The organism is Amycolatopsis japonica (genome assembly GCF_000732925.1).
GTDB classification, from domain to species: domain Bacteria; phylum Actinomycetota; class Actinomycetes; order Mycobacteriales; family Pseudonocardiaceae; genus Amycolatopsis; species Amycolatopsis japonica.
Genome location: NZ_CP008953.1, coordinates 6,107,543 through 6,122,283, shown reverse-complemented (window position 1 = coordinate 6,122,283; position 14,741 = coordinate 6,107,543). Strand labels below are relative to the sequence as shown.

Here is a 14,741-nt window from a genome sequence, read left to right as displayed (position 1 = left end):
TCGCCGACGAGACAGCGCCCGGGGGAGCACGCGACGGCGACGACCGTGAGGCCGGGCAACCGGTCGAAGTCGCTCGCGAGCACAGCGCGGGCGTCCGCGACCGGACACGGTCCCGAGTGGACGAGCACATCGGCGAGGGAGGCGTGGGTTCCGTCGTTCGCGTCGGCCAAGAGGAACGAACTGCCCGCTAGAGAGCCCGGCATGGCAGCACCTCCGCCATCGGCACGGGGGACACCGGGACCGCCCTGGTGGGTTCGGGCAAGCCGAGGAGGCGGTACATCTCGGCGCGCAGGATCTCGCCGGCGCGGCCCGGCCGGGACGAGAGCAGCTCGCGGACCCGCTCGGCCACACCGGAGGACTCCGCCTCGCACAGCAAGGGGAGGAGGGAACTGCCGGGCGCCCACCGGGGCGCGTGTTCGGCGATGACCGCACCGGGTGTGCCCGGCAGCAGCGGTTCGGTGCCGTCCACGGCCAGGAGCACCGGTTTGCCGATGCCCGCCGCGTAGCCGGTCACGGAGCCGTAGTCGCCGATGACGTGGTCCGCGGCGATCAAGGCGGCCCGCCAGCTCCCTTCGGGGCGCAGAAGCTCGAGCCCGGACCGCAGACTGTCGGCCAGCCAGGTGCGGATCTGCCAAAGGCTGTGGTGCGACCAGATCTGGGGGTGCAGGACACCGAGCACCCGGAAGTGCTCGGGCGGGAGTTCGCCGAGCACCCGCTCGAACAGGTCGTGGTGACGACCGAAGGCCGACCGGTCGGACCAGGTCGAGGTGACGACCACCAGGCGCCGGTCGTCGGTCACGCCGAGCCCTCGCCGGTAGTGATCGCGGAAGGGAAGGCTGGCGGTGAGCCGGTCCAGCGCGATGTCGCCCGCGACGACGGCGGCGGGCACCGCGCGAGGGCAGGTCTCGGCGAGGACGTCCATTTCGCGGTCGTGGACGAGCACGATCGAATCGGCGCGTACCCGCCCTTCCCGCATCAACTGGCCCGCGTCGAGCCCGATCTGGGGACTCCAGCCGGGCCCGGCGCCAGGAGGCCGCGACGGCCGGTACTGGCCGAATCCGCCGCCGTGCGGGACCAGCAGTACCGGCCCCGCGACCTCGTCGATGCCGCGCTGGCTGGCGGCGAGGACGAGGTCGTACTCGCCGCGCCGGGCCTGCGCCCAGGGGAGCACTATTCCGCCTTGTGCCTCCACGAAGTCGTGAGTGGCACGCCAGGATTCCCATTCCGGGACGGTGAAGGTCGCCTGGACGCGGTGGTCGGCCTCGAAGAGCGGAAGCAGATCGAGGAGCCGATTGCCGGCGACGATGTGCGGGATCATCACCAGTACGGATTTGACGCCCTTGCGTGTCGCCCAGTGCTGATCGGAACCGCCGACCGGACTGCGGACCCACGATGACTCGGTCATGAAATTCCCCTCGCTCGAACTCCGGTATCCGCAGTCAGCATGGGAGCGATCGTGGAGAAAACGGCTTCGGCCGGTTGTCAGTTCATTGACAGATGATCAACGATGATCGCCGAAGTTTGACAATTAAGCCGATGACCTGGCCTTATGCGCGGGCGGATGGAAAAATGATCCGGCGGGACAGGGGTGGCGAACCCGGGTTCGCCATGGGGAAGGGGCGCACTCGTGGAAATCGCTTTCGGAATTCTCGGGCAGACGGCCATGCTAATGCACGGGAATGTGGATGTGAACTGGGCGGGTCCTCGGCCGAGGCAGGTGCTGACCGCGTTGCTGACGGCCCCGAACCGCCGATTGCCGCTGGACGTCGTCGTCGACTGGGTGTGGGAAGAGCACGAGAAGGCGCCACAAGACGCCCACTCGACGCTTCACCAGAACGCGACCAAGCTCCGCCGGGCGTTCGACGAAAATTCCGTGCCCGCGAAGGTGAGTGTGGGCAAAGCCGGTTGCCTGCTGGAGATCGAGCCGGCACTGATCGATCACTTCGGCTTCCAGGTCATGATGGACAAGGCCGTCCGGTTCCGTGAACTCGGTCAGCACGACCGCGCGCTCGTCGAAGCGCTTTCGGCCCTCCGGCTGTGCCGGGACGAACCCATGGCCGATCTCCGGACCGAGCGTGCCGACGCATGGCGCGTCTTATGGGAGCGCAATACGTGGATACCCGCCAACGCGTTCGTCGTGGCGGAGCATTTGGCGACCGGAAAAGCCGACGCCGCGGTGCGAAAACTGGCGGAACTCGAACAGGCGCATCCGAGGGAACTGAGTTTCGAGAAATTGAAGATCCGGGCGCTGGCCGAAGCCGATCAGCCCGCCGAAGCCGCCGATTTCTTCCGGGCGACGTATGCCCGTTACCGGGAGGCGGGGGAGACAAGGGCCGCGGACGAACTGCGGGCGGTCAACGACAAGGTGCTGATCCGGCCGGAACGGGTCATCCCGCGGCGCAAACCGGCCCCGCTCGATTCCGCCGGCCAAAGCGACCACGTGATACGGCATTTACCGCCGGACGTCGACGATGTCGCGGGAAGAGTCGATCTGATAGCGCTGCTCGACGCTTACACGACCGATTCCGCGGGCGCGCCGAAACGGGCCGCGGTGGTGGTGACCGGAGGACCCGGGGTCGGGAAGACGACCTTGGCGGCCAAATGGGCCCACCGTGCGGAACGGCGGCACCGGCACGGCGCGGTCATGCTGGATCTTCGCGGGGACAGTCAGGCCGCGAAGGCCGACGCCGGCGAGATAGTCGACACCCTCTTGTCGTTGCTGGATTTTCCGGTCGACCAAGTGGTCAATCCGATCGCCCGCGCCGCGAAACTGTCGGCGCTGCTCGCCCGGCGCTCGATGCTCGTGATCCTCGACAACGTGCGCAGTTCCGATCAGGTCGCGCCGCTGCTGGGCGTCCTGTCGTCGTGCACGGTACTGATAGTTTCGCGGTGGCGCCTGAAATCCTTGTCGGCGAAGCTGACTCCGCCGGTGATCACGGTGTTCCCGCTCGCCGACCGGTATTCCTCCGCTCTGTTGACCCGCCGAATCGGTCACCGTGCGCGAGACGACGCGGAGGGAGTCGAAGAGCTGGTGCGGCTGTGCGACGGCAACCCGTTGGCGCTGACCTTGGTGGCCGAACGCGCCGTCTCCCGGGCGGGCACGCGGATGCGGACCTTGGCCAGCCAGTTGCGCGACGCCGACCTGTTTCTGGACCTCGGCGACGAGGGCGACTGGCCGGGGATGAGCCTGAGGTCCGCCTTCGCCCTTTCGTACCAGGACCTCGAACCCGCCGAGCGGCGCGTGTTCGCCCTGATCGGCCTGCACCCGAGCGCCGAGATGACCACCGAGGTGATCGCCGCCGCGGACGGGCGCCCGGTATCGGAGGTACGGCGCTCACTCGACATACTGGTCGCCGCGCACCTGATCGAACACCCCGCCGATCTCGACCGGTATCGCGTGCACGACCTTCTCCATCTGTATGCCGCGTCCCTGGCCACCCAGTTGTCCGATGTGGACCTCGCGCGAAGGAAGATGTTCGAGTTCTACCTGCGCGTGGTCATCGACGCGTATCGCCTGCAGTTCCCGCACAAAGAGCTGCTGAACCTGCCTCCGATGGTGCGGACGGCGCCAACGCCCGGGTTCCGGAACGTCGCCGAAGCGCGGCAATGGGTGTTGCGGGAACGAAAGTCTCTGATGGCCATCAGCGCGGCGTCGGAAGGAGTTCTGAACGGGATCTCGTATCTCCTGCCCGCGATGGCCTCCGAATTCTTCCTGTTGCAGGGGAGATACCCCGACGCGGTCGAAGGGCTCACCATCGCCGTCCGTGCCGCGACGGCGCAAGGCGACGAGGGCTCGCTGGCATCGTGCCTGAACGATCTCGGAGTCGTGCACATGCTCGCCGGCGCCGACGACGCGGCCGAGCGGTGTCTGCTGCGCGCGCTGGAACTGGCCGACGCGCACGGGATCGCGATCGGCGGTGTGACGACCAGGCTGAACCTGGCCCGAGTGCACTTCCATGCCGGTCGCGCGGCCGAAGCGGTCGAAAGGTACCGGAAGGTACTTCCGGCCGTTCGCGCGCTGGGCGAGCCGATGTTGTGCGCCAGCGCGGAGCACCGCTTCGCCGACGCGCTGCTCGAGGTGGGCGGTCACGACGAGGAAGCGCTCACTCTGTACCGGGAGGCCTTGAGGCATCGGCGTGCGGCCGGTGATGCCACGGAACTGATGCGGGCACACGCCGCCCTCGGCGCGTTGCTCGTTCGCCTCGGCAGGCTCGCCGAAGCGTCGGCGGAGTGCGCCGCCGGGCAAGCGTTGATCGAGGCGAGCCAAGATCTTCCGACGGTCATGAAGCTCAATACGGTGCTCGCTCAGCTTCGGCACGCGGAAGGCGACGCCCGAGCGGCGCTCCGGCACGCGCATCTGGCGGTCGCGTTGGCGAACCGGACCCGGCACGCGACAGGGCGGGCCCGGGCACTTTCCGCACTGGCGGCCGTCCTCTGTGAGCACGGCGATCCCGACGACGCGCGGGAACTGTGGCAGGAGGCCGCGGAGCTCTACCGCGGGCGGGCTCGTCTGGCGAAGGCGGACGCGATCGAGACGCTGCTGGCGGAACTGGACGCGCACGGGCCGCTCGTCCCGGCGGCTCGTAAAGGTGACGGAGACACCGTGGCGATGCCCCCGCCGCATCTCCGGATCGTCCGCGACCAGCGTTCCTGAAGACTCCGTGTCGTACCGGTGAGTAGTCACTGGAAAGAGTGATCGAGTTCTTCGTCCTCGCTACTCAGGGCTGATTTGAGGAAGGCGTGCAAACGCGATCGAGTTGAAGAATTTTCGCGAATTCGGCCGCACTTGAGCTACTTCTGAGTAGTTTCGCGCGATGGGGCGTCGCGGGCCGCGATACGGCTCGCTCGCGACTCCCTTCGGAGGCATTCGGCGCTTGTCGACTTGCGCGGTCGCAGAGAGAAACTGCAGTTCAGGCGTTCGTGTGCCGTGTCGCTACCGTCGTCGGTGTGAAAGTGTGATGGGGCGCTTTCAGGCCCATTCTCGGCATCTGTACTCTTCCCTCAGTCGCCCTCTGGGGGACTTCAGCCGGACCTCGCTCGGAACCCGAAAGAGCGCTTAGTGAACTTAAAGACGTGACCTCATCCGGCTCACCCTATACCCGTTTTTCAGATGAGAGGAACCGTACGACGGTGATTGAGCGTTACATTTGGATTGTGTACTTTGCGTGACGGTCGACGTCATGCGCTGTAAGTAGGCCCTGGTTCTCCGGGCGTGGCGACGCCCGCCTGGAGAGCCAGGCTTCGGTAGGCGTTCGGCACCTGTGGCTACTGCCGCCCTCGCGGGCGAAGGACGACACCTTCCGCGAGCAGGACCCGGCGGGTCTGGTCGTAGCTCATCCCGTGGATGGCCGCCAGTTGCCGGATGCTCCGCCCCGCCAGGTACGCGTTGACGAGCCCCGGCGGCGTGGGCGGGAGCGGAATTTTCGGGGGCCGGAGCGTGACGCCGGCGGCCAGCAGGACGGTTCGGACCTTGCGGTAGCTCAGCGCATAGTGCTTGGCCAGGTTTTCGATCGTCTCGCCGTCGTTGTAGTGACGGACGAGTTCGGCGTCCAGTGAACCGGCGTCGGTATGTTCCCCGGCGCCGTCGTCTTCCCCGGTCATCGGATCATCGCCGCCCCGCACAGCTCGATCGTCATCAGATGCGAGGACCGTGGTGGTCCAAGCTTCATTCCGACCTTCCAGCCAAGGGCACGAGCACCTGGTCTCACACCGCCGACCGAGTAGTTCCACCCGGACGTGGTGTGCCGCGTCGGCGTGTCGCTGACAAACTCGCGGGTGCATGATGTCCATTCCGGGCTTGCTTCGTGAGAATTCGAGCGCTTCGCGTAGTCGATTCGGGGGAAAGAAACCCACGAGAACCTCGCGTATGGAGGTACCGCCGCTCCGCCGACCGCTGTTGAATTGGACCAGACCATTCACTGGCGATTGGAGTCCTTCATGACGCGACGGCACCTCCGCCGGGGGTTGTCCCTGGTGGCCGGGCTCGCCTTGGCCGGGGCGCTGCTCCCGGCCGCGAGCAGCGCGGAGACCCAGGAAGCGCGGGGTGTTCCGCTCGGCGAGCTGACCGCCACGGCGACCAAGGTCGCGTCCGGGCTGGTGAACCCGACCGCGATCACGGCGCTCGACGACGGGAGCGGCCGGATCCTCATCGTGGAGAAACGAGGAGTCGTCCGGGCTTACCACCCCAGGACCGGACTCGCCGCCAAACCGGTCCTCGACATCAGTGACAAGGTGAACGGCGTGGACGTCGAACGCGGGCTGCTCGGGCTCGCGATCGCCAAGGACAGGCGTGCGTACGTCGCGTACACCCGCAAGTCCGACAGCGCGGTGACGTTGTCCCGCGTCCGGTTCGACACCGGTGAGCTCACCGAGCTGATCACCCAGCCGCACGCCGAGTTCCCCAACCACAACGGCGGCCAGCTGGCGTTCGGCCCGGACGGCTATCTGTACTGGGGGATCGGCGACGGCGGCGGAGGCGGCGATCCACTGGCCAGCGGGCAGCGGCTGGACACGCTGCTGGGCAAGATCCTGCGCGTCGACGTCAACCGCGCGTGCCGTCCGCTGAAGTACTGCGTCCCGGCAGGCAACCCGTTCGTCGGCGTCGCGGGCGCGCGGCCGGAGATCTGGTCGTACGGGCTGCGCAATCCCTGGCGGTTCTCCTTCGACCCGGCCGACGGTTCGCTGTGGATCGGCGACGTCGGCCAGGGCCGCTTCGAGGAGGTCGACCACCTCGCCAAGGGCAAGGGCGGCGCGAACTTCGGCTGGTCCTGCAAGGAGGGGCCGGTCGTGTTCGACGAGACGCGATGCGAGGACGGCGTGACCTACACCGAACCGGTCTTCCACTACATCTCCGGTGCGGAGGGCTGCGCGGTGATCGGCGGGCACGTCTACCGCGGCCGGAAGTACGCCTCGCTGGCGGGCGGGACGTATCTCGCCACCGACTTCTGCCAGGGAACGGCGTGGGCCGTCCGCAAGAAGGCCGACGGCACTTACGAAAGCGCCCGGATCGGCCAGTTCCCGCTCGACGCCACCACGTTCGGCACCGATCAGAACGGCGAGCTGTACCTGGCCGACGAGCAGCCCGGCGGATTGCACCGGATCTCGTTCGCGCGCAAGGGCTGAACCGGCTTCCCCTGCCGCGTCCGCCCGGCGCGGCAGGGGACCTGATCGCGTTTCATCAAGTTTTCATCCTCCCTCCATAGCTTGGGTTCGTTCGGTGAATTCAGTGATGGAGGGCGACGTGGAGCAATCATTCCCACCCGAGGGCGCGCAGTGGCCGCCGCCGCAGGGCTGGGTCCCGCAACCGGTACCGGCGCCGCCCGTCCGGAAACCCCGGTGGCCGCTGTTCGCGGGGATCGCCGGGCTGGTGGTGGTGCTCCTCGCGGGTCTGACGACCTGGTTGCTGTGGCCGTCGAAAGCCGGCCACGAACCCTTCGAGCAGGCACTGGCCGGGCTTTCCTCGGCGCCCGCCGTCCGGAACAGCACCTCCGCGGTCGGCGGGATGATCGAGACGGACGTCAAGACCACGGCGTACGGCGAGACGTCCGGCACGATGTCCTTCCAGGGCAAGAAGATCGAGATCCTCGTCGTCGGCGGCAAGGTCTTCTTCAAGGCGCCCGACGGGATGCTGCCCGGGGCGTCCGCGGAGTCGGCCGAGGAGCTCAAGGACCGGTGGATCACCGGTGAGGACGAGCTGTTCGGCCCGGTCCTGCAGCAGTTCGAGTCGCCGGAGAAACTCGCGACCCGGTTGCGCGAGGCGCTGGAGCGGGCGGACGAGATCACCGAGGGCCCGAACATCCGGGACGTCCCGGCGCTCAAGGCGAGCACGCCCGCCGGTGATCTGTACGTGTCGAAGGAAGCGCCGCACCGGCTTCTCCGGTATTCCGTGAAGATGCCCGGCGGTATGCCTTCCCTGCCCGGCGCGGGTTCGCGGCCGCAGCTGCCATCGGGCGCCGGTCTCGGTGACTCCGATGTGGACGCCTTGTCACCGCAGGAGACCGACGCCGTCTACGAAGAACTGACGTCGAACACCAAGAAGCTGACCGGCGCCGTCAATACCGGTGTGCGGTTCGACATGGACGGCGCGGCCACGGTCGCGTGCAGTGCCTCGGGCTGCACGGTGACCGCGAACGTCTCGAGTTCCGCCTCGGCGAGTGGCGGGAAGGTCACCGGCCAGGTCAACGCCACGATGACCGCGAACGTCACCATCGGCGGCCGCTCGGCGGGCAGTTGCCGGAACACGGCCACGCTGCCGCTGAACGGCTCCGGCTCGATCAGCTGCGTCAACGGCGGGGCCGGCGGCGTCTTCTCGGCCGTCGAGGCGGAGAAGAAGGCGGACGCGGAAGCGCGGTCGCGGGCGTCGGGCGGCGTTCCGATCCAGTACCAGATCGAGAGCATCGCCTCGGTTTCCGTGCTGGCCGAAGCGATCGGGCAGGTCGAGATCACCCGGCTCGTGGACGAGCTGGGACAGCGGCGGTCCCAGCTCGGCGGCAAGTAAAGAAACAGCGCCGGGCGAACGGCTTCGATGCCGCGCGCCCGGCGCTTTCGCGTCCCGTCTATTCGGGTCAGTCCGTACCGGATTCGATCGCGGCGTGGTCGAGCAGTTCGTCCTCGCCCGAGGCCTTGCCGCGCGAGGCGATCGCCTGCGCGCCGCCCGCGTCCATCGCCCCGATCAGGCCGGTCGACGCGGCCTGCGCGGCGCCGATCAGCGTCGGGTGCCCGCCGCCGACCATGCCGAGCCCGGCGTACTGCTCGAGCTTGGCGCGCGAGTCCGCGATGTCGAGGTTCCGCATGGTGAGCTGGCCGATCCGGTCCACCGGGCCGAACGCCGAGTCTTCGGTGCGCTCCATGGACAGCTTGTCCGGGTGGTAGCTGAAGAACGGGCCGGTGGTGTCGAGGATCGAGTAGTCCTCGCCGCGACGTAGCCGCAGGGTGACCTCGCCGGTGACGGCCGCGCCGACCCACCGCTGCAGCGACTCGCGCAGCATCATCGCCTGCGGGTCCAGCCAGCGGCCTTCGTACATCAGCCTGCCGAGGCGGCGGCCCTCGTTGTGGTAGCTGGCGAGGGTGTCCTCGTTGTGGATCGCGTTGACGAGCCGCTCGTACGCCGCGTGCAGCAGCGCCATGCCCGGCGCCTCGTAGATACCGCGGCTCTTGGCCTCGATGATCCGGTTCTCGATCTGGTCGGACATGCCGAGCCCGTGCCGTCCGCCGATGGCGTTGGCCTCCAGGACCAGGTCGACGGCGGTGGCGAACTCCTTGCCGTTGATCGTCACCGGGCGGCCCTGCTCGAAGCCGATCGTGACGTCCTCGGTCGCGATCTCGACCTCGGGGTCCCAGAACCGGACGCCCATGATCGGGTTCACGATCTCGATGCCGGTGTCGAGGTGCTCCAGCGACTTGGCCTCGTGCGTCGCGCCCCAGATGTTCGCGTCGGTGGAGTAGGCCTTCTCGGTGCTGTCCCGGTAGGGCAGGCCGTGGGCCTGCAGCCACTCGGACATCTCCTTGCGGCCGCCGAGCTCGCTGACGAACGCGGCGTCCAGCCACGGCTTGTAGATCCGCAGGGACGGGTTCGCGAGCAGGCCGTAGCGGTAGAACCGCTCGATGTCGTTGCCCTTGAAGGTGGAGCCGTCGCCCCAGATCTGGACGTCGTCCTCGAGCATCGCGCGCACCAGCAGGGTGCCGGTGACCGCGCGGCCGAGCGGGGTCGTGTTGAAGTAGGTGCGGCCGCCGTTGCGGATGTGGAAGGCGCCGCAGGACAGCGCCGCGAGACCTTCCTCGACCAGCGCGGCCTTGCAGTCGACGGCGCGCGCGATCTCGGCGCCGTAGGCCTTCGCCCGGCCAGGGACCGACGCGATGTCGGGTTCGTCGTATTGGCCGATGTCAGCGGTGTAGGTGCACGGCACTGCACCCTTCTCGCGCATCCACGCGACCGCTACCGAGGTGTCGAGGCCGCCGGAGAAGGCGATCCCGACGCGTTCGCCGACAGGCAGAGAGGTGAGTACCTTGGACATGATGGAAGTATATGCATAGGTGTGTATGACCATGCAAGCCGGGGTGAGCGGCGCAACTCGGGTGGGTGGTCGCGTGGGTCGTGAGTGGCGATTCGGGTTCTAACCCGAAACGCCACTCACGAGCCGGGTTGTACCGAGACGGTGGCTTCGCGTGATTGGGCGGACGGCACGTGTGATCCGACGGACGACACACGTGAGCAGATGGACGACACGCTCGCGGCGAAGCTTTCGCCGTGAGTCGTCCGTCCAGACACGCGTGTCGTCCGTCGGATCACGTGTGTCGTCCATCCAGTCACGCAAGACCGCCAGTAGGTACTCAGGACACGGTTGGTTCTAACCCGAATCGCCACTCGCGACCCACGCGACCTGTCCGCCGGCCCGGCCGCCTCGAATACCTGGCATGGAGACTTCGCGGGCCGCTCGGCAACCACGCCTTCCCTTCTTCGGGGCGGCGCTGATCGGGGTCGTGGCCCTCGCCGCGGCCTTGGCGGCCGGCCATCTGGTGGCCGGGTTCATCAGCGCCAACGCCTCGCCGTACCTCGCGGTCGGCAACGGGGCGATCGATCTGACGCCGGTCGGGCTGAAGGATTTCGCGGTCCGCACGTTCGGCGTCTACGACAAGCTCGTGCTGCTCGGTGGGATGGCCGTGGTGATGGTGCTCGCCGCCGCCGTGGCCGGGATCGCCTCGCGCCGGTCACCCGTTCCGGGCATCGTGCTGATCGCCGCCTTCGGCCTGCTGGGCGGGCTCGCGGTGGCGCTGCGGCCCGACCTCTCGGCGGTCGCGCTGCTCGCGCCGCTGGCCAGCCTGATCGCCGGGGTCGGCGTCTTCTTCTGGTTGCATCGCCTGGCCTCGGCCGGTCCTCGGGACGAAGTCGCGGGCGCGACACCCTCGCGCAGGTCGGTGTTGCTGGCCGGAGCCGGTGCCGTCGTGGCCGCAGGAGCGGCGGGAGCCGGAGGGCAGCTTCTCGCAGGTACGCGAGACGCGGAGTCCTCGCGGACGGCCGTCGGGCGGCTCGTTCCCGCCGAGCCGGCGCCGCCCATCCCGGCCGACGCGGACTTCGCGAAACTCGGCACACCGACGTTCCTCACCTCGAACCGCGACTTCTACCGCGTCGACACGGCACTGTCGGTGCCGCAGGTCCGGGCCGAGGACTGGAGCCTCCGGCTGCACGGCATGGTGCGTGAGGAAAAACGGTTCAGCTACGACGACATCCGCGACCGGCCGCTGATCGAACGCACGATCACCATGACCTGCGTGTCCAACGAGGTCGGCGGGACGTACGTGTCCACCGCGAACTTCATCGGCGTGGACCTCGGGGACTTGTTGCGGGAGGCCGGGATCCTGCCCGGTGCCGAGCAGATCTTCTCCACCAGTGTCGACGGCTGGACCGCGGGCAGCCCGGTGGTCGCCGCGCTCGATCCGGAGCGGGGCGCGATGCTCGCGATCGGGATGAACGGGGAACCGCTGCCGGTGGAACACGGTTTTCCCGCACGAATGGTCATCCCCGGTCTCTATGGCTATGTTTCGGCGACGAAATGGGTCAAGGACCTGGAGATCACCACGTGGAAAGCGCGCCGCGCGTACTGGCTCGATCGCGGCTGGGGTGAACAGGCCCCGATCAAAACGCAGTCCAGGATCGACAGTCCGAAAGGATTCGAAACGGTGCCCGCCGGCAAGGTCCGGGTCTCGGGTGTCGCATGGGCGCAGCACACCGGGATCGAGCGGGTCGAAGTCCGGCTCGGCGCGAACGGAAGCTGGCTGCCCGCAACGCTTTCCCGTGAGGTGGGGCTGAACACCTGGCGGATGTGGTGGACCGAACTCGACGTTCCGGCCGGCAGCCATCAGGTCACCGTCCGGGCCGTCGACAAATCCGGCTACACCCAGACCGACGCGCGCGCCGGAACCGTTCCGGACGGGGCGACCGGCTGGCACGTCATCAGTTTCACTGCGCGGTGATCGGCGTCACTCGAATGGGTGGCAATCCGATTTCGCCGTGGTTCCGAATACCCGGTAAGAGTCCGAAAAACAAATGGAGTGATTTTCCGTGAGCAAGCTTCGCGTCGCAGGAATCGGTTTCACCGCGGTCACCGCGCTGGCCCTGGCCGCCTGCAGCAGCAACGACAGCGCTTCGTCCGGCAGCTCCAGCAGCGCCCCCGCGCCCGCCCCGTCCTCGTCGATGTCGGCCCCGATGTCCAGTGCCGCTTCCGGTGACGGGGTCACCACCAACGCCGACGTGTTCGGCCCGGCCTGTTCGCAGCTGCCGCAGGGCAGTGCGCCGGGTTCGCTGGACTCGATGGGTCCGCAGCCGGTCGCCAGTGCCGCCTCGACCAATCCGCTGCTGACCAAGCTGGTCGCCGCGGTGAAGGCCACCAACCTGGTGGACACGCTCAACAGCCAGCAGGCCATCACCGTGTTCGCCCCGGCGGACCCGGCCTTCGAAGCCTTGGGTGAGGCCAAGTTCACCGAGCTGGCCGGCAAGCCGGACCAGCTGGCGCCGATCCTGCAGTACCACGTCGTCGGCAAGCGTTACGACGCCAAGGGCCTGGAGTCCGCCAAGTCCGTGGAGAGCCTGAACACTGCGGGCGGCCCGGTCAAGATCGAGGGCTCCGGCGAGAACATGACCGTCAACGGCGCGAAGATCCTGTGCGGCAACATCCCCACCAAGAACGCCACCGTCTTCGTCATCGACAAGGTGCTGACCCCGGGTACCAACAAGAACTAGGTCCCCGCCCCGGCGATCGCGGTGGCCACGCCTTCGGGCGCGGCCACCGCGATCTTCGTGTCAGGGAACGAGCGCGGCGGCGTCCACATCGGTCACCACGAGCCGCAGACTCGCGTTCTCCCAAGGGGTTCCGGTCAGCACGGCACGCAACGCGGCCCCGGCGACCTCCGTGAGCGGCGGAATCGGCACCTCCAGCGCGACCACGCGGATCTCGACGACGCCCTCGGAGATGTCGACGGCCATCACGTCGAGATCCCACGGCACCGCCGACGCGGCGGCCGTGGTCGACGGCGTGGCCGCGCGCAGTCCCGGTATGTCGCGGAGAGCGCTGAGCAGCGAAGCGGTCAGTTCGGAACGTGCGGTCACAACAGTCCTCCACGGATTTCGATGTCCAAAATGGACACCGAGACGGCGGACGGGGTGAGCCCGGTCGCCTCGGTGACCGCCTTGCCCACGGCCCGCTGCACCGCCTGTGCGGTCGCGGCGGCCTGGTCCAGGCCGGAGAGCGAAAGGTCGATCTCCACCCGCACGTCCGGCGGGTCGTGCTCGACGAACGCGCGGACCCCTTCCGTGGGCGCCGGTTCGAGGCCCTTGATCCGCTGCCGCGCGATCCTGGTCAGCGAACCGGCCAGCCCGCGCAGCCCGGGTTCCAGGCGTACCACGCCGGGGACCCGGGCCGCGGCGTGCGCGGCGACCGCCGCGATCACCGGCGGGGCGATCACCGTCTCGACCAGGTGCCGGGCCGGTGCCTGCTCACGCGTCATAGAGGTCCTCCACCACCAGATCGAGCCGGGCCAGGCGGACGCCGACCCTGGCACCCGCCGCCGCGGTGACCCGCTCGCGGACGACGTCCAGCGAGTCACCGTCGAAATCATGCGCGATCGCCAGGTTCAGCTCCACGTTCACGGCCAGCGGGTCGGTGATGTCGGGTGCGGGCAGGACCCGGCAGCGCCGCGCGCGGACGCCGTCGACGGAGTCCGCGGCGAACCGCAGCACGGCCGCGACCGCCTGATCGCTCACCTGGACCTCGCCCGGCTCCGGGCTCGCCAGCGGCACCAGATCGCGACGCCGCACCTCGGCGCGGATCGCGGACATGATGCGGCCGGTGAGGTCCGGCGACGGCTCGGTGTCGTCGTCGGCCAGTTCCCTGGTCAGCCCGCGCAGCACCAGAAGGCTTTCGCGGGTGGCCCGGCAGTGCGGGCAGTCGAGTTCGTGCGTGTCCGCCCGGCCGGCGCCGACCTCGTCGAGCCGTTCCCAGACCTGTTCCACATCACGGCCGCACGGCAGCAGGTAGTCGCGGGTCGCGTGGTTCATCGCCATGGCGCCATCACCTCCGCCAACTGTGCTCGTGCTCGCGCGATGCGTCCGCGCACCGCGGTGGTGGTCGCCCCGATCGCCTTCGCGATCTCCTCGTAGGAGCGACCGTGGACCTCGCGCAACAGCCAGCAGGCCCGTTGCTCGGCGGTCAGCTGGTCCAGCGCCCCGGTGAGCGCCGTCATCTGCGCGCTCGTCTCGGCCGCGCGGTCCGGACGGCCCGCCGAACCGGTGGACTCCTGCTGGTCCAGTTCGACGTCGGCCACCGGCTTCCTGGCGCGGATCACGTTCAGGCACCGGTTGGTCGTCATCCGGTAGAGCCAGCCGACGAACGCCGCGTCCTCCTGCAACTGGTCGAGCCGCCGCCAGGCGACGAGGAACACCTCCTGGACGACGTCTTCGGCGTCGCCCTTGTTCCCCAGCATCCGCAGCGCCAGCCGGTACATCGGCCCCTGGAACCGCAGGACGAGCTGCTCGTACGCGCGGATCTCACCGTCGCGGGCGCGCGCCACCAGCGTCGCGTCGTCCAGCACCGTTTCGCCGGCCGCGAGCGGCTCTGTTCTCGCTGAAGTCGTCATCGAGCGCACCTGTGCAGCGCCGTCATGCCGAAGCTCCCTTCACCCCACCCGGGCAGGTGGTCACCCTTAAGACACCGCTTCCCCGGAAACGTCACGCGGGAAACCCGATCCAG

12 protein-coding genes are annotated in these 14,741 nt (G+C 68.5%); 5 read left to right on the top strand and 7 right to left on the bottom strand.

What is annotated here, in order from left to right; translation table 11 throughout:
- Window positions 1–187 precede the first annotated feature (187 nt).
- Window positions 188–1,405 carry a hypothetical protein gene (locus AJAP_RS28360; RefSeq protein WP_038516930.1) on the bottom strand — a complete coding sequence of 406 codons (1,218 nt, stop codon included), beginning with the start codon at window positions 1,403–1,405 and terminating at the stop codon, window positions 188–190.
- A gap of 282 nt (window positions 1,406–1,687) precedes the next feature.
- Here AJAP_RS28360 and AJAP_RS28355 point away from each other — a divergent pair, with 282 nt between their 5' ends.
- Complete coding sequence (locus tag AJAP_RS28355) at window positions 1,688–4,654, top strand: tetratricopeptide repeat protein (protein WP_158509808.1); 2,967 nt, start codon at window positions 1,688–1,690, stop codon at window positions 4,652–4,654.
- 611 nt (window positions 4,655–5,265) lie between these two features.
- On the opposite strand, the gene AJAP_RS28350 is transcribed toward AJAP_RS28355, so the two are convergent.
- Window positions 5,266–5,601 carry a helix-turn-helix domain-containing protein gene (locus AJAP_RS28350; protein WP_038524029.1) on the bottom strand — a complete coding sequence of 112 codons (336 nt, stop codon included), beginning with the start codon at window positions 5,599–5,601 and terminating at the stop codon, window positions 5,266–5,268.
- Between the two features lie 336 nt (window positions 5,602–5,937).
- On the opposite strand from AJAP_RS28350, the gene AJAP_RS28345 reads away from it, so the two are divergent.
- The gene (locus tag AJAP_RS28345; RefSeq protein ID WP_038516927.1) at window positions 5,938–7,122 is read left to right on the top strand and encodes a PQQ-dependent sugar dehydrogenase; all 1,185 of its coding nucleotides are present in this window, start codon (window positions 5,938–5,940) and stop codon (window positions 7,120–7,122) included.
- A 118-nt stretch (window positions 7,123–7,240) separates the two neighbouring features.
- Complete coding sequence (locus AJAP_RS28340; protein ID WP_228694609.1) at window positions 7,241–8,497, top strand: SON protein; 1,257 nt, start codon at window positions 7,241–7,243, stop codon at window positions 8,495–8,497.
- A 67-nt stretch (window positions 8,498–8,564) separates the two neighbouring features.
- On the opposite strand, the gene argG is transcribed toward AJAP_RS28340, so the two are convergent.
- The gene (gene argG / locus AJAP_RS28335) at window positions 8,565–10,013 is read right to left on the bottom strand and encodes an argininosuccinate synthase (protein WP_038516923.1); all 1,449 of its coding nucleotides are present in this window, start codon (window positions 10,011–10,013) and stop codon (window positions 8,565–8,567) included.
- A 400-nt stretch (window positions 10,014–10,413) separates the two neighbouring features.
- On the opposite strand from argG, the gene AJAP_RS28330 reads away from it, so the two are divergent.
- Complete coding sequence (locus tag AJAP_RS28330) at window positions 10,414–11,970, top strand: molybdopterin-dependent oxidoreductase (protein WP_038516921.1); 1,557 nt, start codon at window positions 10,414–10,416, stop codon at window positions 11,968–11,970.
- Between the two features lie 88 nt (window positions 11,971–12,058).
- Entirely contained in the window at window positions 12,059–12,736 is a 678-nt protein-coding gene (locus tag AJAP_RS28325; protein WP_037342949.1) for a fasciclin domain-containing protein, read from the top strand.
- Between the two features lie 60 nt (window positions 12,737–12,796).
- Here the strand turns inward: AJAP_RS28325 and AJAP_RS28320 are convergent, their stop codons facing one another.
- The 4 genes from AJAP_RS28320 to AJAP_RS28305 are packed head-to-tail and all read right to left on the bottom strand — an operon-like array spanning window position 12,797 to window position 14,628.
- Complete coding sequence (locus tag AJAP_RS28320; RefSeq protein WP_038516919.1) at window positions 12,797–13,102, bottom strand: hypothetical protein; 306 nt, start codon at window positions 13,100–13,102, stop codon at window positions 12,797–12,799.
- Window positions 13,099–13,500, bottom strand: coding sequence for an Asp23/Gls24 family envelope stress response protein (locus AJAP_RS28315; RefSeq protein ID WP_038516917.1), 402 nt, complete (start codon window positions 13,498–13,500; stop codon window positions 13,099–13,101). The genes AJAP_RS28320 and AJAP_RS28315 overlap by 4 nt, the downstream gene beginning before the upstream one ends.
- Window positions 13,490–14,056: a hypothetical protein gene (locus AJAP_RS28310; protein ID WP_038516915.1), complete on the bottom strand. Its 567-nt coding sequence runs from the start codon at window positions 14,054–14,056 to the stop codon at window positions 13,490–13,492. Before AJAP_RS28310 ends, AJAP_RS28315 begins: the two co-directional genes overlap by 11 nt.
- The gene (locus AJAP_RS28305; protein ID WP_038524026.1) at window positions 14,047–14,628 is read right to left on the bottom strand and encodes an RNA polymerase sigma factor; all 582 of its coding nucleotides are present in this window, start codon (window positions 14,626–14,628) and stop codon (window positions 14,047–14,049) included. Before AJAP_RS28305 ends, AJAP_RS28310 begins: the two co-directional genes overlap by 10 nt.
- Window positions 14,629–14,741: the final 113 nt, after the last annotated feature.